18 protein-coding genes are annotated in these 17,039 nt (G+C 74.7%); 4 read left to right on the top strand and 14 right to left on the bottom strand.

Annotated features, from left to right (window positions below):
* Window positions 1-3: 3 nt before the first annotated feature.
* From ACFQ11_RS24780 to ACFQ11_RS24760, 5 genes are all read right to left on the bottom strand, one after another.
* Complete coding sequence (locus ACFQ11_RS24780; protein ID WP_378302642.1) at window positions 4-951, bottom strand: VWA domain-containing protein; 948 nt, start codon at window positions 949-951, stop codon at window positions 4-6.
* A complete protein-coding gene (locus tag ACFQ11_RS24775; RefSeq protein ID WP_378302640.1) occupies window positions 948-1,895 on the bottom strand; it encodes a DUF58 domain-containing protein in 948 nt (315 codons plus the stop codon). Before ACFQ11_RS24775 ends, ACFQ11_RS24780 begins: the two co-directional genes overlap by 4 nt.
* Entirely contained in the window at window positions 1,892-3,001 is a 1,110-nt protein-coding gene (locus tag ACFQ11_RS24770; RefSeq protein WP_378302638.1) for an AAA family ATPase, read from the bottom strand. The genes ACFQ11_RS24775 and ACFQ11_RS24770 overlap by 4 nt, the downstream gene beginning before the upstream one ends.
* Window positions 2,998-3,252, bottom strand: coding sequence for a hypothetical protein (locus tag ACFQ11_RS24765; protein WP_378302636.1), 255 nt, complete (start codon window positions 3,250-3,252; stop codon window positions 2,998-3,000). Before ACFQ11_RS24765 ends, ACFQ11_RS24770 begins: the two co-directional genes overlap by 4 nt.
* Before the next feature lie 74 nt (window positions 3,253-3,326).
* A complete protein-coding gene (locus ACFQ11_RS24760; protein WP_378302634.1) occupies window positions 3,327-3,830 on the bottom strand; it encodes a hypothetical protein in 504 nt (167 codons plus the stop codon).
* A 238-nt stretch (window positions 3,831-4,068) separates the two neighbouring features.
* Between ACFQ11_RS24760 and ACFQ11_RS24755 the strand changes: the two genes are divergently transcribed.
* Window positions 4,069-5,085, top strand: a complete 1,017-nt coding sequence (locus ACFQ11_RS24755) for a glycoside hydrolase domain-containing protein (RefSeq protein WP_378302632.1) — start codon at window positions 4,069-4,071, stop codon at window positions 5,083-5,085.
* A gap of 9 nt (window positions 5,086-5,094) precedes the next feature.
* Here ACFQ11_RS24755 and ACFQ11_RS24750 read toward each other — a convergent pair whose 3' ends face one another.
* The 5 genes from ACFQ11_RS24750 to ACFQ11_RS24730 form a co-directional block, all read right to left on the bottom strand.
* Window positions 5,095-6,294: an FAD-dependent monooxygenase gene (locus tag ACFQ11_RS24750; protein ID WP_378302630.1), complete on the bottom strand. Its 1,200-nt coding sequence runs from the start codon at window positions 6,292-6,294 to the stop codon at window positions 5,095-5,097.
* Window positions 6,291-6,875 carry a TetR/AcrR family transcriptional regulator gene (locus ACFQ11_RS24745; protein ID WP_378302628.1) on the bottom strand — a complete coding sequence of 195 codons (585 nt, stop codon included), beginning with the start codon at window positions 6,873-6,875 and terminating at the stop codon, window positions 6,291-6,293. The genes ACFQ11_RS24750 and ACFQ11_RS24745 overlap by 4 nt, the downstream gene beginning before the upstream one ends.
* Before the next feature lie 140 nt (window positions 6,876-7,015).
* Window positions 7,016-8,209 (bottom strand): GNAT family N-acetyltransferase, encoded by a 1,194-nt coding sequence (locus ACFQ11_RS24740; protein WP_378302626.1) that lies wholly within the window; start codon window positions 8,207-8,209, stop codon window positions 7,016-7,018.
* A gap of 56 nt (window positions 8,210-8,265) precedes the next feature.
* The gene (locus ACFQ11_RS24735; RefSeq protein ID WP_378302624.1) at window positions 8,266-9,621 is read right to left on the bottom strand and encodes a class I SAM-dependent RNA methyltransferase; all 1,356 of its coding nucleotides are present in this window, start codon (window positions 9,619-9,621) and stop codon (window positions 8,266-8,268) included.
* Window positions 9,614-11,659 carry an amino acid permease gene (locus tag ACFQ11_RS24730; RefSeq protein WP_378302622.1) on the bottom strand — a complete coding sequence of 682 codons (2,046 nt, stop codon included), beginning with the start codon at window positions 11,657-11,659 and terminating at the stop codon, window positions 9,614-9,616. Before ACFQ11_RS24730 ends, ACFQ11_RS24735 begins: the two co-directional genes overlap by 8 nt.
* Before the next feature lie 267 nt (window positions 11,660-11,926).
* Between ACFQ11_RS24730 and ACFQ11_RS24725 the strand changes: the two genes are divergently transcribed.
* On the top strand, window positions 11,927-12,592 hold the full coding sequence (locus ACFQ11_RS24725) for a potassium channel family protein (RefSeq protein ID WP_378302620.1): 666 nt from the start codon (window positions 11,927-11,929) through the stop codon (window positions 12,590-12,592).
* Window positions 12,592-13,251, top strand: coding sequence for a potassium channel family protein (locus ACFQ11_RS24720; RefSeq protein ID WP_026400658.1), 660 nt, complete (start codon window positions 12,592-12,594; stop codon window positions 13,249-13,251). The genes ACFQ11_RS24725 and ACFQ11_RS24720 overlap by 1 nt, the downstream gene beginning before the upstream one ends.
* 2 nt (window positions 13,252-13,253) lie before the next feature.
* Here ACFQ11_RS24720 and ACFQ11_RS24715 read toward each other — a convergent pair whose 3' ends face one another.
* Window positions 13,254-13,985, bottom strand: a complete 732-nt coding sequence (locus ACFQ11_RS24715; RefSeq protein WP_378302692.1) for a DUF3159 domain-containing protein — start codon at window positions 13,983-13,985, stop codon at window positions 13,254-13,256.
* Window positions 13,986-14,016: 31 nt separating this feature from the next.
* Window positions 14,017-14,427 (bottom strand): OB-fold nucleic acid binding domain-containing protein, encoded by a 411-nt coding sequence (locus ACFQ11_RS24710; RefSeq protein ID WP_378302617.1) that lies wholly within the window; start codon window positions 14,425-14,427, stop codon window positions 14,017-14,019.
* Between the two features lie 126 nt (window positions 14,428-14,553).
* Between ACFQ11_RS24710 and ACFQ11_RS24705 the strand changes: the two genes are divergently transcribed.
* A complete protein-coding gene (locus ACFQ11_RS24705; protein WP_378302615.1) occupies window positions 14,554-15,996 on the top strand; it encodes an MFS transporter in 1,443 nt (480 codons plus the stop codon).
* 95 nt (window positions 15,997-16,091) lie between these two features.
* Here ACFQ11_RS24705 and ACFQ11_RS24700 read toward each other — a convergent pair whose 3' ends face one another.
* A complete protein-coding gene (locus ACFQ11_RS24700) occupies window positions 16,092-16,433 on the bottom strand; it encodes an SdpI family protein (RefSeq protein ID WP_378302613.1) in 342 nt (113 codons plus the stop codon).
* On the bottom strand, window positions 16,409-17,039 hold a 631-nt coding region (locus ACFQ11_RS24695), incomplete at its 5' end, for a hypothetical protein (protein ID WP_378302611.1). The genes ACFQ11_RS24695 and ACFQ11_RS24700, both read right to left, overlap by 25 nt.

The raw sequence follows: 17,039 nt of genomic DNA, 5'->3' as shown, positions 1-17,039 counted from the left end.
CGATCAGGGGATGCGGGAGAACCACAGCAGCGACGTCAGCGCCGCGACGCACGCGGCGACCAGGCCCGCCCCGACGAACCAGGCCCAGATCTCGCGCTGCTCGACGCGGTACCCGACCGCGCTGCCGATGTCGGCGTAGACCTGCCGCAGCTCGTCGCCGCTGGCGGCCTCGTAGAACCCGCCGCCGGTCTGCTGCGCGAGCCGCTCCAGCGCGGGCCCGTCCACCGGCACCGGCAGCGGCGTCCCGTTCTGGTAGATCACGCCCTCGGCGGTGCCGTACGCGATCGTCGAGACCGGCACCCCGGCCTGCACGGCGCGCTGCGCGGCCTCCTCCGGGGTGCGCCCGGCGGTGTTCGTGCCGTCCGACAGCAGCACCACGTGCGCGGGCGGGGCCTCCTCGCCGAACTGCGCCCCGAAGTCGGAGATCGCCTGCAGCGAGGCGAACACGCCCTCGCCGATCGCGGTGCGCGGGCCGAGCGTCAGCCCGTCGACGCCGGACCGGACGGCGCGCCGGTCGGTCGTCGGCGGCACCGTCACCGACGCCGACCCGGCGAACGCGACGAGCCCGACGTTGAACCGCCCGGGCAGCCCGTCGAGGAACGCGCGGGCGGCGCGCTGCGCGGCCGTCAGCCGGTCCGGCTCGACGTCCTCCGCCTCCATCGAGCTGGACACGTCCACCGCCAGCATGACCGTCGCCTGCTCGCGCGGCACCCGCACGTCCGCCGCCGGACGCGCGAACCCGACCGTGAACAGCCCCATCATCAGCAGGAACGCCGCCGCCGGGACGTGCCGCCGCCAGCCGGGCCGCAGTGGCGCGACCTTCTCCAGCAGCGCGAGATTGGTGAACCGGGCGGCGTACCGGCCGCGGCGCAGCTGCATCGCGACGTACGCGGCGGCGAGCCCGGCGAGCACGACCGCCAGGAACAGCCGTTCGGGGGACAGGAACGTCACGCCGCACCTCCCGGGACCGGGCCGGGCGCCGCCGCGGCGAGGCGGCGCTGCGCCATCACGTGCCAGGCGATGTCGCGCACCCAGTCGCCGTCGGTGCGCAGCCGCAGGTGCGCGGCGCCCGCCCGCCGCAGCCCCGCCGCGATCGCGGCGCGCCGCTCGTCGGCGGCGGCCGCGTACCGCTCCCGCAGCCGGCGGCTCGCCGTGGGGACGTCCCGCCGCCGCCCCGACTCGGGATCGACGACCGTGAGCAGCCCGACGTCGGGCAGCGTCAGCTCGCGCGGGTCGACGACCTCGACCGCGAGGACCTGGTGGCGCACCGCCAGCAGCCGCAGCGGCCGCACCCAGCTCTCCGCGGGTTCGAGGAAGTCGGACACGACGACCGCGAGGCCGCGGCGGGCCCCGGCCGTGCGGCGCAGCAGGTCCGCGCCCGCGCCGAGGAACCGTCCGCCCGGGGCGTCCTGCGGGGTGCGGGGCGCGTCCAGCAGCGCCCGCAGCAGCGCGAGCAGGTGCGGGCGGCCGGTCCGGGGCGGGACGAGCCGCGCCCCCGAGCCCCCGACGATCTGCGCGCCGATCCGGTTGCCGGTGCGGTCGGTGAGGAACCCGACGGCCGCGACCGCCGCGACCGCCAGGTCGCGCTTCTCGACCCGCCCGGTGCCGAAGTCCATGCTCGCGGTCGCGTCGACCAGCGCCCACGTCTCCAGCTCCCGGTCGGCGACGCGGTCCCGGACGTGCGGGACGGCCGTCCGGGCCGTCAGGGACCAGTCCATCGCGCGGACGTCGTCGCCCGCCGCGTACTCGCGTCCCTCGGCGGGCTCGGAGCCGGGGCCCGGCACCAGGCCGAGGTGGTCGCCCTGCAGCAGCCCGTCGAGCCGCCGCACGATGACGATCTCCAGCCGCCGCAGCGCCTGCTCGGGCGCGAGGTCGCGCAGTCGGGGAGCCGTCACGCCGCCCGACCCCCCTCCGCCCCGCCGGGCCCCTGCACACCGGGCCCCTGCACACCGGGCCCCCGCACGCCGAGGCCGTCCGTGCCGGGGTCGCCGTCGCGGGGCGCCAGCCGCGGCTGCGGCACCACCGCCGCGATCCGCTCGACGATCGCGCGCGGCGACACCTCGTCGGCGAGCGCGTCGAACGACGGGACGAGCCGGTGCGCCAGGACGTCCCCGCACAGGTCGCGGACGTCCGCGGGCAGCACGTAGTCGCGGCCGCGCAGCAGCGCCAGCGCCCGCCCGGCGGCGACGAGGCCGAGCGTCCCGCGCGGACCCGCCCCGTAGGTGAGCAGCCGCGCCGCGTCCGGCGCCCCGTACCGCGCCGGGTCCCGGGTCGCGCCGATCAGCCGCACCGCGTACCGGGCGACCTCGTCGTGCACGAACACCCGGTCGGCGGCGTGCCGCAGCTCCGCCAGCCGCGGCGGGTCCAGCAGGCGGGACGCCGCGGGCGGGTCGACGCTCATCCGGTAGAGGATCGCCAGCTCCTCCTCCTCGGACGGGTAGCCGACGTCGATCTTCAGCAGGAACCGGTCGCGCTGCGCCTCCGGGAGCCGGTACACGCCCTCGGACTCGATCGGGTTCTGCGTCGCCAGCACCAGGAACGGGTCCGGCACCGGCAGCGTCCGGCCGCCGATGCTGACCTGCCGCTCCCCCATCACCTCCAGCAGCGCCGACTGCACCTTCGCGGGCGCCCGGTTGATCTCGTCCGCCAGCACCACGTTCGCCATCACCGGGCCCGGCTCGACGTCGAACGCCTCCTCCGACGGCCGGTAGATGCGCGTCCCGACGATGTCGGACGGCACGAGGTCGGGGGTGAACTGGAGCCGCGCGAACGAGCCGCCGACCACCGTCGCGAGGGTCTGCGCGGCGAGCGTCTTCGCGACGCCCGGCACCCCCTCCAGCAGGCAGTGGCCGCCCGCCAGGACCGCGACGAGCATCCGCTCGACCATGCGGTCCTGCCCGACGATGACGCGCTTGGTCTCGAACAGGAGCCGTTCCGTCAGCGCCGCCGCCTCCGGCCCGCCCGGGCCCCGCGGGGCCCGGGCGGTGTCGTGGAGGCTCATCGGGGGTCCGCGGCCGGGGACGTCCCGCCCTCCTGCGGGCAGTCCTTCCCGTCACCGGCCGCCCCGTCCCCGGGCGCGGCCGCGTACCCGGCCGGGACGGCGCCCGCCGGGTCGGCGTTCTCGACGATCCGCAGCTCCGTGCGCGGCGCGTCGTCCGTCCCCGCGAAGGCCATCCCGCCGGCGGTGAACGCGGCCGCCCCGGCCGCACCCGCCGCCACCAACGTGATCTTGATGCGCCTGGTGAGCGTCATGCTCGTCCCTCCGTTGTCCCGGGCCCGTCCGGACCCGACGGGGACGATCACAACAGGGCGCGGCGAAAGCGGGCTTAAAGAGTCGCGGCCTCCGCCCGGGACGCCTCGGCGACCCGGACCGTCGGGAACGCGCGGCCGGCGCGCGCCTTCCCCCAGGTCACGACGCCGCGCACCGCGATCTGGCGCTTCGGCACCGCCCGCGTGGACACCTTCGCCCGGAAAGCCCCCTTGACCTTCTGTCCCGGCTTCACCTTGCCGAGTTCACAGACGACCTTGCGCCCCTCGGCCCCGCATCCCTTCCCGGACACGAACTCCAGCGACGCGGGCAGCGTCGTCCGGAACACCGCCCGGGCCGCCTTCTTCCCGCCCTTCGGCGTGATCGTGAACGACCACGTGTACGTGCCGCCGGGCGCGACCTCCCGCGCGGGCGCGTCCGTCCGGAGCGCCACGTCGCGCTTCTTCTCCGGCTTCTTCTCCGACTTCTTCTCCGGTTTCGGCGCCGCCTGTGCCGGCATCGGCGCGACCGCCGCCAGCGACACGGCCGCCAGCACCGCCACCGGCCCTCTGACCTTCCGCAAGATATCCCCCTGACCTGCGAACCTGCATGATCAGCTCCGTTGTAAGCGATCACCGCTCCGGCACCTAGCGTCAGGTCGGCGTGTCGTCACCGTCAGCGATATGGCCAGGTGACACCCCTTACCAGGGACGAACCTCCGGATTACGCTGCGACGAAACGGACGGACCCTGTTGAATCGACCTGTTGAATCCTTTGAATCCACCGTTGACCGAGTGCTCACGCACCCCTGGAGGGGCCACATGGCCGTCTTCGGCGTCGACTACGCCTGGGGACGCCCCGGCGTCGCCGCGCTCAAGAGCGCCGGGGCGAAGTTCGCCTGCCGCTACGTGTCGCACGACAGGACCGGCAAGAACCTGACCCGGGCCGAGGCGGAGACGCTGTCCGCGGCCGGGATCCGGCTCGTGGTCGTCTGGGAGACCAGCGCCGCCCGGGCACTGGACGGCCGCGCCGCGGGAGCGGCCGACGCCCGCGACGCCGCCGCCCAGGCCGCCGCCTGCGGGATGCCCGGCGACCGCCCTATCTACTTCGCCGTCGACTTCGACGCCTCCGCCGACCAGCAGCGCGAGATCAACGCGTACTTCGACGGCGTCGCGTCCGTCCTCGGCCGCGACCGGACCGGGATGTACGGCGGGTACGGGCCGGTCGGCCGCGCCTTCGACGCCGGCAAGATCGCCTACGGGTGGCAGACGTACGCGTGGTCGGGCGGCCGGTGGGACGAGCGCGCGCAGTTGCAGCAGTACAGCAACGGGCACACACTCAACGGCGTGTCGATCGACTACAACCGCGCGGTCGCCGGGGACTACGGGCAGTGGCTCGTCGGGGAGTCGCCCGACGAACCCGGGTACGTGTCGGTCGGCGCGACCACCCCCCAGCCGCTCCCGCCCGCCGCGTGGACGACCGTGAGCTGGGACGTCGACTACGCCGACGCCGACCACCAGCACTGGGACCGCGGCGGCCCCAGCATCCTGCACGGTCCCGCCCGCTACGCGCTGACCGCGGCCGTGACGATCACCGGCGTCGCCCCCGGCACCCTCCTGCGGGCCCGCGCGATCGAGGTGCACGAGGACGACACCGCCCGGTTCGACGCGGGCCCCGTCCACGAGCTCACCGCGTCCCGCGACGACGTCCGCGTCCTGTACGCGCTGCCCGCCGACACCGTCGGCGACGGCCGCCGCGTCCGGTTCCAGGTCGTCCAGTACGGCACCGCCGAGGCCGCCCTCACCGGCGGAAGCGCCAAGCTGCTGTTCTGGCGGTGACGCCGGGCCTCACCCCGGCGTTCCCTCCGCGCGGCTCATGTCCCTGATCAGCGACGTCGACTCGCCCGCCAGGAGGGCGGCGATGCCGCGGTCGGCCACGGGCAGGCGGGCGAGCCGCAGCGCGACCCGGCGCGTCCGCAACTGGAGCGGCGTCGCGGGCAGGAACCAGCGGGCGGCGGACCGCCCGGTCCGCTGCTTCTCCTCCACGACCGGCCGCCACAGCTCCTCGTAGCGGGCCAGGGCGCGGTCGGCCGGCCCTTCCCCCGCGAGCAGGCCGCCGAGCAGGTAGGCGCCGGCGATGCCGAGCGACGCGCCCTGGCCCGCGAGGAGCGAGACCGCGTGGCAGGCGTCCCCGGCCAGCACGACCCGCCCCCGGCTCCAGCGGGGCACGACGGTCTGCGCGACCTGGTCGTAGTAGACGTCCGCCGCCGGGGGCATCCGGTCGAGCGCCGTGGGCGCCGCCCACCCGAGATCGCCGTACGCGGCGCGGACGGCCGCGACGACGTCGTCGGGGACCTGGGGATCGGGGGTGCGGTGGACCCCGAAGGCGGCGACGCGGTGGCGGCTCCCGCCCGCCGGGCGCAACGCGTAGAAGCCCATCAGCCTGCGGACCGTGTCGGTGAGGTACGCCCGCCCCTCGACCCGCGCGTGCACGTCCGGCGCCTCGAACGTGAACGCCGCGGTGTGGAAGCCGAGGTGCCGGACGAACCGCGGCTCGTCCCCGAAGACCAGCCGGCGGACGGTCGAGTGGACGCCGTCGGCGCCGACGAGCAGGTCGGCGTCCACGTCCGTGCCGTCCTCCAGCGTCACGCGGACCCCGTCGTCCCGGGCGTCCACCGCCGCCGGGCCGGTGCCGAACCGCAGCTCGACGTCGCCGGGCAGCGCCTCCCGCAGCACCCGTTCGAGGTCGGGGCGCATGAGGTTCAGCAGCGGGCCCGAGGCGAACTGGGCGGGCTCGACCGAAGCGCGGCGCCTTCCCCGCTCGTCCACGTAGACCGCTTCGGAGACCGGGTACGCGACGCGCTCGACGGCGGGCCGCAGCCCCATGGCGTCGACGGCGTCGTATCCGGGGCCGAAGAAGTCGATCATGTAGCCCTGGGTGCGCGGCCCGCGGGCGCGTTCCAGCAGGAGCACCTCGCCGCCGAGCGCCGCGATCCGGCCGGCGAGGGCCAGCCCGGTGAGCCCGGCTCCGCAGACGACGACCCTCATCGCGCCTCCCCGTTCCCGGCGAGCCGGCGCAGGACGGACGCGACGGCGGCGCGGTCGGCCGCGTCGCCGCCCGCGCCGATCCCGCGGTGCAGCAGGAGGCCGTCGACCGCGGCGGTCAGGACGGACGCGGTGGCCTCCGGCGCGGGAACGCCCCGCTCGCCGAGGAGCCGGGCGAGCCCCCGCCGGTACTCCGCGAAGACCTCGCGGATCAGGTCGCGCAGTTCCGGGTCCCGGGTGGCGGCGAGGCACGCCTCGATCGCCAGCAGCGAGACGGGGTCGTCGCCGGTGTACCGGTCGACCGAGCCGAGCACCGCGTCGAACACGTCGTCGGCGGTGCGGGCCCCGTCCAGCGCGCTCCACGCGCCGTCCAGCACCTCCCGGAGGCACCCCGCCGCGGCCTCGTTCAGCAGCGCCGTGAGCGACGGGTAGTGGTAGTGGACCGCGCTCGGCGTCACGCCCGCGCGGTCGGCCAGGACCCGCGTGCTCACCGCCGACCACCCCAGCTCGGGGATCAGCTCGATCGCGGCGCCGAGCAACCGGCGCCGCACCTCCTGCCCGCGTGCAGCAGCCGGAGACGTCACTCCGCACCTCGTTTCTAGGGCGATCGCCCTGTACGACTGCCCTAAACGTAGGGCGGCGAGCACCGCCGGCGCAACCGCGCAGGTCGTCCGCATGCGAGCCGCCGCCCCGGCACCGGGCCGGGGCGGGATTCAGGGCGGGCTCAGAAGTTGTCGTTGGTGTACGGCGCGAACGGGACCGCCAGGGCGGCGTCGAGGCGCGCCGCCGCGCCGGGCGTGCGCTCGGCCACCGCCCCGACGCGTACCAGCGTCCGGACCGGGGTACCGCCCAGGTACACGGCGCCCAGGTCCGCGACGTCCAGCACCAGATCGGGCGCCTCGTCCGTGCGTTCGCAGCCGGGCTCCGCACCGGTGGCGAGCCGCCAGCGGCCCCGGTTGCCGGGGACCCGCGCGTCCGCGACGTCCAGGACGAACGCGTCGTCCACCGCCCACGAGCGGGCGCGGAGCGCCGCCGGGACGTCGAGCAGCCGCAGCCACAGCGCCGCCGCGTCCCCCGTCACCCTGACCTGGTCGGGGTCGGCGGCCATGTGCAGGACGAGGTCGTCCACGGGCCGTTCCGGCGCGACGATCTCGCGCGTCAGGTCGATGGACGCGAGGTACTCCCACAGAGCCGCCTCGGCCTGCGGCGTCCCGGCCGCCATGTCGTACAGCCGGACGGTGCGCTCGTGCGTCCGGTAGACGGCGTACCCCTCCGGGTGCACGACGATCCGCGGCTCGGTGTAGCGGGGGTTACCGTGGTCCACGGGCGCCACGGTCCGCTCCAGCCACCACTCCTCGTCGCGGGCCAGCCCGCCCGGCCGCCTCGCCAGCTCCCGCGCGTACAGCGGCCCGAGGACGCCCGGGGCCTCCGCGCGGCCGATCAGCCGCAGCGGGCGGTCGTCCGGGGCGGTGCGGAGCCGGAACGGCCGGGACGTGTCGATCTCGTACCCGATCCTGCGGTTCGCGACGCCGTAGCCGTACCGTCCGTAGATCGGCCCCTCCGACGCCCACAGCGCCGCCACGGGCCGCCCGGCCGCCGCCGCGTCCGCGTGCACGCGGTCGATCATCGAGCTGAGGATCCCGCGCCGCCGGTGCGTGGGCAGCACCCCGACGAACGTGACGGCCGCGCAGTCCAGCAGCGCGCCGCCCGGCACCGACAACCGCTGCGGCACGACGCCCACCTGCCCGGCGAGGACGTCCGCGCCCGAGCCGCCGGCGTCATAGGCCCCGATGCGCTCCATCCGCGCCGCCCACCGGCGCATCCGGTCGCGGTCGACGGCCCGGAAGTGGAACACCGTCGCGGCGAGGTCGATCACCCGGTCCACGTCGTCCGCCGGGACCTCCCTGAGTTCGATCATGGGTCCCACGCTATGCGCCGCCGCAACCGGGTTTCCGCGCGGGCCGGGCGGGGCGGTCAGCCGCGGACGAGAGTGGCCAGCAGCTCCACGTGGCGGGTCATCGGGAAGGCGTCGAAGGCGCGGAGGGTGTCGAGGGTCCAGCCGCGCTCGCCGAAGTAGGCGAGGTCGCGGGCCAGGGTCGCGGGATCGCACGACACGTAGGCGATCTTGCGGCCGGCGAGGCGGGTGACGTGCTCGACGACGTCGCGGCCCGCGCCGGTGCGGGGCGGGTCGAGGACGACCAGGTCGGCGCGGCGCACGCGGGCCCCGCCCTGGTGGCCGGTGCCGCCGCGCTTGTTCTGCGTGCGGGACGAGGCGTCGGCGCGGCCGAACTCGAGTTCGGCGACGATGTCCTCCACGGGGCCGCGCTCGATCGACACGTTCGGCAGGTCGCGCAGGTTGAACCGGGCGTCGCGGACGGCCTGCCCGTCGGACTCGACGCCGACGACGAGGCCGTCCCGGCCGATCCGGTCGGCGAGGACGCCCGCGAACAGGCCGACGCCGCAGTACAGGTCGAGGGCGATGTCGCCGGGCTTGGGCTCGAGGGCCTCCACGACGGCGTCGGCGAGCAGCTGCGCGGCGCCCGGGTGCACCTGCCAGAAGCCGCTGCCGCTGACCTGGAACAGGCGGCCCGACACGGACTCGCGGACGTACGGGAGGGTCGCGCCGGGCTCGGGCTTGCCGCGGACGAGCCGGACGGGCACGTCGAGGCGCGGCACCCGGATCTTGCGGCGGTCGCGGCCCCGCAGGACGACGAGGCGGTCGCCGGTGGTCGCCGACACGATGCCCTCGACGCCGGACGCGCCGGGCCAGCGCTTGTGCTCGATGCCCATGAGCTCGACGCCGGGGTGCGCGATCAGGCATTCGTCGATCGGCTCGATGTCGTGCGAGCGGTGCTTGCGCAGCCCGACGGTGCCGCCGGACACCGCGAACTGCACGCGGGTGCGCCAGCCGAGGCCCGGCGGCGGGACCATGCCGGTGTCGCCGTCCACCGGGTACGGGACCTCTTCCACGACGACCGTGCGGGTGATCCCCGCGAGGCGGCGGAGCTGCTCCTCGACGACGGACGCCTTCAGCGCGCGCTGGGCGGGGAGGGAGGCGTGCTGCCAGTCGCAGCCGCCGCAGCGGCCGGGGCCCGCGAACGGGCACGGCGGCTCGACCCGGTCCGGGGACGCCTCGATGATGTCGACGGCGTCGGCGCGCAGGTAGTTCTTGGCGCGTTCGGTGACGCGGGCCCGCACCCGCTCGCCCGGCAGCGCGTGCCGGACGAACACCACGCGGCCCTCGTGCCGGGCGACGCAGAATCCGCCGTTGGCGACGTCGCCGACCTGCAGTTCGAGGACGTCGGGGACCTCGGGCTCCGTTTCACTCACGGTCGGACACACTACCGTCGCCGGGGGGTGCTCCGGTCCGCGGCGAGGGGCGCGGCGGGCGCCGCGACGAGCCCGGCCCGGGCGGTTCGACGCGGCCCTTGAGCCGGTCGGACGAGCGCAGCTGCCAGGGGACGCTCGTCACCATCACGCCCTGCTGGAACAGCAGCCGGCCCTTGAGCCGCAGCGCGCTCTGGTTGTGCAGGAGGTGCTCCCACCAGTGGCCGACGACGTACTCGGGGATGAAGACGGTGACGACGTCGCGGGGGCTCTTGCGGCGGACGCCCTTCACGTACGACAGCACGGGCCGGGTGATCTCCCGGTACGGCGAGTCGAGGATCTTCAGGGTGACGGGGATGTCGAGGGCGTCCCATTCGGCCTGCAGGCGGCGCGACTCCGCGGCGTCCACCGCGACGGTGACGGCCTCGAGCGTGGACGGGCGCGTCGCGCGGGCGTACGCGAGGGCCCGCAGGGTCGGCTTGTGGATCGTGGACACGAGCACGATCGCGTGGTTGCGGGCGGGCAGCGCGACGTCCTCGCCGGACGGCACGAGCTCCTCGGCGACCCGGTCGTAGTGCTTGCGGATCGCCTTCATCAGCAGGAACAGCAGCGGCATCGCGATGCACACGATGTAGGCGCCGAGCATGAACTTCGTGGACAGCACGACGATCAGCACGATGCCGGTGAGGGTGGCCCCGAACGCGTTGATGGCGCGGGACGTCTTCATGTGGCGGCGCCGCAGCGGGTCCTTCTCGGCGGCGAGGAGCCGGTTCCAGTGCTTGACCATGCCGATCTGGCTGACCGTGAACGACACGAACACGCCGACGGTGTAGAGCGGGATCAGCTTGCTGACGGACGCGTCGTAGGCGTAGATCAGCAGCCCGGCCATGGTCGCGAGGATGATGATGCCGTTGCTGTAGGCGAGCCTGTCGCCGCGGGTGTGGAGCTGGCGCGGCAGGTACCGGTTCTGCGCGAGCACCGACCCGAGGACGGGGAAGCCGTTGAACGCGGTGTTGGCCGCGAGGAACAGGATCAGCGCGGTCATCGTGGTGACCAGCACGAACCCGGGCGCGAAGTTGCTGAAGACGGTGTCGGCGACCTGCGCGATGACGGGGTCGGGGTGCTCGATCGTCTCGCCGGTGGACGGGTCGACCATGCGGACGTCCTGGTCGCCCTCGGCGTACTTGGCGTCGGTGACGAACGCGAACGCCGTCACGCCGCCGAACATCGTCATCGCCACCATGCCGAGCATGAACAGGGTCTTGGCGGCGTTGTCGCCCTTCGGCTTGCGGAACGCGGGGACGCCGTTGCTGATCGCCTCGACTCCGGTGAGGGCGGCGCAGCCGGAGGAGAACGCGCGCAGCAGCAGGAACACGAGGGCGAACCCGGCGACGCCCGTCTCGGAGCCGACGAGTTCGTAGTCGGCGGACTCGGCGCGCAGCTCGGTGCCGGTGATGAGCCGCATGGAGCCCCACAGCAGCATCCCGAACACGGCGAACATGAACAGGTAGGTCGGGATGGCGAAGGCCACGCCCGCCTCCCGCAGGCCGCGCAGGTTCCCGATCGTCAGCAGGGCGACGATGCCGATCGCGACGGCGACCTCGTGCGGGCGGATGAACTCCAGCAGCGCCCCGAGGTTCTCCACGCCGGACGACACCGACACCGCGACCGTCAGGACGTAGTCGACCAGCAGCGCGCTGGCGACGACGACGCCCCAGTTTCCGCCGAGGTTGGTGGTGGCGACCTCGAAGTCGCCGCCGCCGCTCTGGTAGGCGCGGACGTTCTGCCGGTAGGAGGCCACGACCGTGAGCAGGATGACGATGACGCCCGCCGCGACCCACGGCGTGTAGCCGTACATGACCAGGCCGCCCGCCCCGAGGGCGAGCAGGATCTCCTGGGGGGCGTACGCCACCGACGACAGCGCGTCGCTGGCGAAGACGGGGAGCGCGATGCGCTTGGGGAGCAGCTGCTCGTGCTGCTGCCTGCTCTGCAGGGCGCGGCCCAGCAGTAACCGCTTCGCGAGGTCAGGAGCCTTCGACACGCAACGAGACTCTAGCCGTTGCGGGTGACCTTGTTCCGGCGCCCCCCGCCGGGCCGTGGAACCGGAAGCTCACACGCCGTGACCTGCCGGAAGGCCTGCCCGGGTAGTACTCCACCGGGCGGATGTGTAGGTTTGCCGTCCGGCAGGGATCATTCAGTGGAGAAGCGATCCTCGAGGTGCGGCGCGGCGTCGGCGGCGCAGCGGCGAATGCCGTCCACCGCGCGGGGGTGCAGGGGGCGCGTCCCCCGGTGAACAGAAGGAACGGCCGTGCATATCGTGATCATGGGATGCGGGCGGGTCGGCTCGACGCTCGCCCACATCCTGGAGGAGAGGGGCCACTCGGTGGCCATCATCGACCAGAACCCGGAGGCGTTCCGCCGGCTGCGCAGCGGGTTCCGGGGCCGCCGGATCACCGGGTTCGGGTTCGACCGCGATGTGATCGCCGAGGCCGGCATCGAGCGCGCGTCGGCGTTCGTGGCCGTCAGCAGCGGCGACAACTCCAACATCATCTCCGCCCGGGTGGCGCGCGAGACGTTCGGCGTCGACAACGTCGTGGCCCGCATCTACGACCCGCGCCGCGCCGAGGTCTACCAGCGGCTCGGCATCCCCACCGTCGCGACCGTCCGGTGGACCGCCGACCAGATCCTGCGCCGCCTGCTGCCCGAGGGCGCCGAACCGCTGTGGCGCGACCCGACCGGCGCGGTCGTCCTCGCCGAGCTGGAGGCCGGGGAGCTGTGGGTCGGCGAGAAGGTCGCGGCGCTGGAGGAGCACGCCCGCACCCGCGTGGCGTTCCTGTCGCGGATGGGCGAGGCGCTCGTGCCCGCGGGGGACACGGTCGTCCAGGACGGCGACATCGTGCACATCATGGCGGCCGCGGACGACCTGGAGCGGATCAACGCCGCGGTGGCGGCGCGGAACGGGGAGGACGCCTGATGCGGGTCGCGATCGCGGGGGCGGGCGCGGTGGGCCGCTCCATCGCGCAGGAGCTGCTGGAGAACGGGCACGAGGTGCTCCTGATCGACAAGAGCCCCAAGGCCATCAAGGTGGAGATGGTGCCGCGCGCGGAGTGGCTGCTGGCGGACGCGTGCGAGATCTCCGCGCTGGACGACGCGGCCCTGGAACGCTGCCAGGTGGTGGTGGCGTCGTCCGGTGACGACAAGGTCAACCTGGTGGTGTCGCTGCTCGCGAAGACCGAGTACGGGGTGCCGCGGGTGGTGGCCCGCATCAACCACCCCAACAATGAGTGGCTGTTCAACGAGTCGTGGGGCGTGGACGTGGCCGTCTCCACGCCGCGGCTGCTGTCGGCGCTCGTCGAGGAGGCCGTGAGCGTCGGCGATCTGGTGCGGCTGATGACGTTCCGGCAGGGCGAGGCGAACCTGGTGGAGCTGACGCTGCCGGAGGACGCGCCGCTCGGCGGCCAGCGGGTCGGTTCGGTGGACTGGCCGCGCGACACCGCGCTCGTCGCGATCCTGCGCGAGGGCCGGGTGCTGGTGCCGTCCGCCGACGACACCCTCGAACCGGGCGACGAGCTGATGTTCGTCGCCAGCCAGGACGTCGAGGACGACCTCGCCGAACTGCTCGGCGGCCGCTGACGCTACGCCCGGGGGCGCTCGATCGGCGTGCGCCCCCGGGCGAGCAGCCACACCATCGCGGCCAGCGCGGCGACCTGCAGCGGCCAGCCCATCCCGATCTTCGCGGCGCCGAGCAGGCCGCTCTGGTCGCCCGCCGCGATGTAGATCGGGTACTGGACGGCGACGCGCAGCACGCACGGCAGCACGAGCAGCCACGTCAGCCGGGAGCACAGCTTCACGATGCCGGGATCGGACCGCCAGGCGGTCGGGTCGCCGGTGACCGAGCCGATGATGAACCCGACCGCGGGCCACCGGACGAGGATCGAGAACGTCAGGCCCACCGCGTAGGCGGCGTTCAGCATGATGCCGGGCAGGAACGCGTCCTCGGCGTCGCCCGACCGCAGCGCGAAGAACGCCGCGATGGCGATGCCGAGGAGGCTGTTGAGGACGAACTGCGGGTTGGACCGCTGCACGACGCGGACCAGCAGCAGCACCACGGCCGCGCCGATCCCCGCGAACACCGCCGTCCTGACCTCGTCCAGCAGCACGTACGTCAGCGTGAACGCGGTGACCGGGGCGGCGGCCTCCAGCATGCCGCGCACTCCCCCGAGCGCCTTGCTGAGCTGCGCCCGGACGGCCGCCTCGACGGTGTCGTGGGCGTCGCGCCGGACGCGGGCGTCGCGCGGCCTCGCCTCCTGCTCGGCGGCTCCGGCGGTCTCGGGTGTCTCGGCGGCGCCGTCCCGGCCCGCTCGCACTTCGCTCACGTGTCTCCCGGCCGCGGCGGCCTCACGAACCGCCGCGCAGTTCGTAACGCGGATTGAACATCGTCTTGCGCCCGTCCTGCAGGCTGACCAGCCCCTCGGCGCGGAGCCGGCGGCCGGGGTCGATCCCGGCGATCTTGCGGCGGCCGAGCCAGACCAGCGTGATCACGTCGGTCCCGTCGTACAGTTCGGCCTCCAGGGCGGGGGCGCCGCCGCGCGGACGCAGCGTCACGGTACGTAGGGTACCCGCCACGCAGTGCCGCTTGCGCGAGCCGCAGTCGGTGATCGGCGTCGCGCCCTCGTCGCCGCGTTCCTTGCGCAGCTCCTCGGCCTCGAGTTCCGCCTTGCCCGCCGCCATCCGGCGCAGGAAGCGCTTGAGCCCGCCCCCGCCGCGCTCGTGCGCGACATCCGGCGTGCGGGCCGAAACCTCGTCCATACCACGAAGCGTATGGCATCCCCGGGCGAATCGGACCCCCGGACGGCGGCCGCAAACATGGAATGAAGCATTCCGTTCTGCTAAGCTGGGGAACAGAGCATTCCGCTCCGAACGGAAGGATCCGCCGTGACCGCGACGATCGACGTCCCGCCCCCCACCGCGACCGCGCAGCCGTACCGCTCCCGGCGCTGGCTCGGCCTGTCGGCGATCCTGGCCGCCACCCTCCTCAACCTCCTCGACGCCACCGTGGTGAACGTGGCCGCCCCGGCGATCCGCGCCGACCTCGGCGGCTCGCTCGCCGCGCTGCAGTGGATGGCCGCCGGCTACACCCTCGCCATGGCCGTCGCGCTGCTGACCGGCGGACGCCTCGGCGACATGTTCGGCCGCCGCACCGTCCTGCTCCTCGGGACGGCCGGGTTCCTCGCGACGTCCGCGGCCTGCGCCCTCGCGTGGTCGCCCGGCGCCCTCATCGCCGCCCGCGTCGCGCAGGGGCTGTGCGCGGCCGTGATGGTCCCGCAGTCCTTCGGGCTGATCCGCGACCTGTTCGGCCCGGCGGAGACCGGGAAGGCGTTCGCCGTGTTCGGGCCGGTGATCGGCCTGTCCACGATCCTCGGCCCGGTCGCCGCCGGGCTCCTCGTGGACGCCGACCTCCTCGGCACCGGCTGGCGCGCGATCTTCCTGCTGAACCTGCCGATCGGCCTGTACGCCCTCGTCGTCGGCGCCCGCGTGCTGCCCGCCCCCGCGCGCACCGGCCGGTCCGGCGGCCTCGACCTCGCCGGGACGCTGCTCGGCGGCGCCGCGATGAGCCTGCTGGTGTACCCGCTCGTCCAGGGCCGCGAACTCGGCTGGCCCGCGTGGACCCTCGCGATGCTCGCCGGTTCCGTGCCCGCCCTGGCGCTGTTCGTCCTGCACCAGCTCCGCCGCGGCCGGTCCGGACGGACGCCGCTGCTGCGCCTCTCGGTGTTCGCGAACCGCTCCTACACGTCCGGCGTCCTGTTCGTCATCGTCTTCTTCGGCACGATCACCGGGTTCTCCCTCGCCACCGGCCTGTTCCTCCAGCTCGGCCTGGGCCGCACCCCGCTCGAGGCGAGCCTGGCCATGGCCCCGTGGGCGGTCGGCGCGTTCCTCGGCTCCATCGTCGGCGGCACGACGATGAACACCCTCGGTCGCCGCGTCCTGCACCTCGGCCTCGTGCTGATGACCGCCGCGCTCGCCGTCCTGTGCGCGGTGTTCGAGACCGCCGGCGCCGGCCTGGACGACCGCCACCTGATCGCGCCGTTCCTGCTGTTCGGCCTCGGCATGGGCATGATCTTCGTGCCGCTGTTCGACATCATCGTCGCGGGCATCGCCGACCACGAGGTCGGCTCGGCCTCCGCGGCCCTGGAGTCGCTCCAGCAGCTCGGCGCCTCGCTCGGCGTCGCCGTCCTCGGGACGGTCTTCTTCGGGACGTTCGGCGCGGACGCCGCCGACGCGCTGCCCGCCGCCGCGCGGGTCGCGTGGCTGACGCTCGTCCTCACCGTCGCCGCGTTCGCCGTCGCGTTCCTCCTCCCCCGCCGCGCCCGGGCCTGACGCGCCGAGCCCGACGCGCCCGGCCCGGCGCGTCCGTCCAGGCCCTCGCGGGGAACGCCCCCCGCGAGGGCCTTGCACCACGTCCGGCGGCGCGCTCAGCGAACGCGGTTGCGCAGCTCGCGGTGGCCGGTGAACGTGCCCAGCAGCGTCAGCACCACCGCGACGCCGACGCCGGCCCCGACGACGATCGCGGCCGCCGCCTCGCCCGGGACGGCCGCCGCGACCCCGCCGGTCAGGACCATCACGGCACCGCCGGCGATCATCCACGGCTGCGCGGCGCGGTGCACGATCGCCCACGACTCGTCGTCGGCCATGCTGCGCCTCGTGCGGATCCCCGCGAAGGCGTTCCGGCCGATGCGGCCCGTGGCGGTCAGCCTCCCGACCACCGCGACCAGCACTCCGGCGGCCGCGATCATGACGCCGGCGAAGATGGGCATCCGTCCTCCTCTGCTTCGCGGATCCGGTCGATAAGACCGGTGTACACATGGCGGCGGTCGGGCCGGGCGCGGCCCTCGGCGTGCCGCAGCGCGGGGACCGCCGTCTCCCCCAGCCGGACGAGCGCCTCCCGCGCGTCCCGCGCGACGACGGGCCGGGCGTGCCCGAGCAGGGCGACCAGCCCGGGGACCGCGGGTGCCCACTCGGCGTGGGCGAGCGTCCGGATCGCCGTCAGGACCACGTCGGAGTCGCGATCGTCCAGCAGCCCCGCCGTCCGGTCCAGGTACTCGTCCCGGGGCAGGACCCGCCGGGACGCCCGGAGCGCCAGCAGCCTGATCTTGCGGTCCCGGTGCCCCAGCAGCTCGGCGAGCAGCTCCGCCAGCTCCGGGTCGGGCGTCCGGGCGCCTTCCACGAGCCGGTCGAGCGCGCGCCGGACGTCCCGGGCCGCGCCGCCGCGGGCCCGCGCGAGCAGTTCGGCGCGCGCCGGTTCGGGCGGCGGGTCCCGGCGCTCGCGCAGCTCGGCGAGCGTCTCGGCGTCGCACCGGCCTTCGTCGTCACGGCCCTGGCATCCGCGCAGGCGGACGCCTCCCGCCTCAGCATCGGGACGG

Source organism: Actinomadura sediminis (assembly GCF_042675525.1).
GTDB lineage: Bacteria > Actinomycetota > Actinomycetes > Streptosporangiales > Streptosporangiaceae > Spirillospora > Spirillospora sediminis.
Note: the sequence above shows the minus strand (reverse complement) of the source record. Positions and strands in the feature narration are given on the sequence as shown.

Excerpts from the sequence above, each read along its gene's own strand:
- ACFQ11_RS24720 (WP_026400658.1), top strand. The coding sequence starts at position 12,592 with ATGCGGGTCGCGATCGCGGGGGCGGGCGCGGTGGGCCGCTCCATCGCG.
- ACFQ11_RS24765 (WP_378302636.1), bottom strand. The coding sequence starts at position 3,252 with ATGACGCTCACCAGGCGCATCAAGATCACGTTGGTGGCGGCGGGTGCG.
- ACFQ11_RS24700 (WP_378302613.1), bottom strand. The coding sequence starts at position 16,433 with ATGCCCATCTTCGCCGGCGTCATGATCGCGGCCGCCGGAGTGCTGGTC.
- ACFQ11_RS24770 (WP_378302638.1), bottom strand. The coding sequence starts at position 3,001 with ATGAGCCTCCACGACACCGCCCGGGCCCCGCGGGGCCCGGGCGGGCCG.
- ACFQ11_RS24750 (WP_378302630.1), bottom strand. The coding sequence starts at position 6,294 with ATGAGGGTCGTCGTCTGCGGAGCCGGGCTCACCGGGCTGGCCCTCGCC.
- ACFQ11_RS24740 (WP_378302626.1), bottom strand. The coding sequence starts at position 8,209 with ATGATCGAACTCAGGGAGGTCCCGGCGGACGACGTGGACCGGGTGATC.
- ACFQ11_RS24755 (WP_378302632.1), top strand. The coding sequence starts at position 4,069 with ATGGCCGTCTTCGGCGTCGACTACGCCTGGGGACGCCCCGGCGTCGCC.
- ACFQ11_RS24710 (WP_378302617.1), bottom strand. The coding sequence starts at position 14,427 with ATGGACGAGGTTTCGGCCCGCACGCCGGATGTCGCGCACGAGCGCGGC.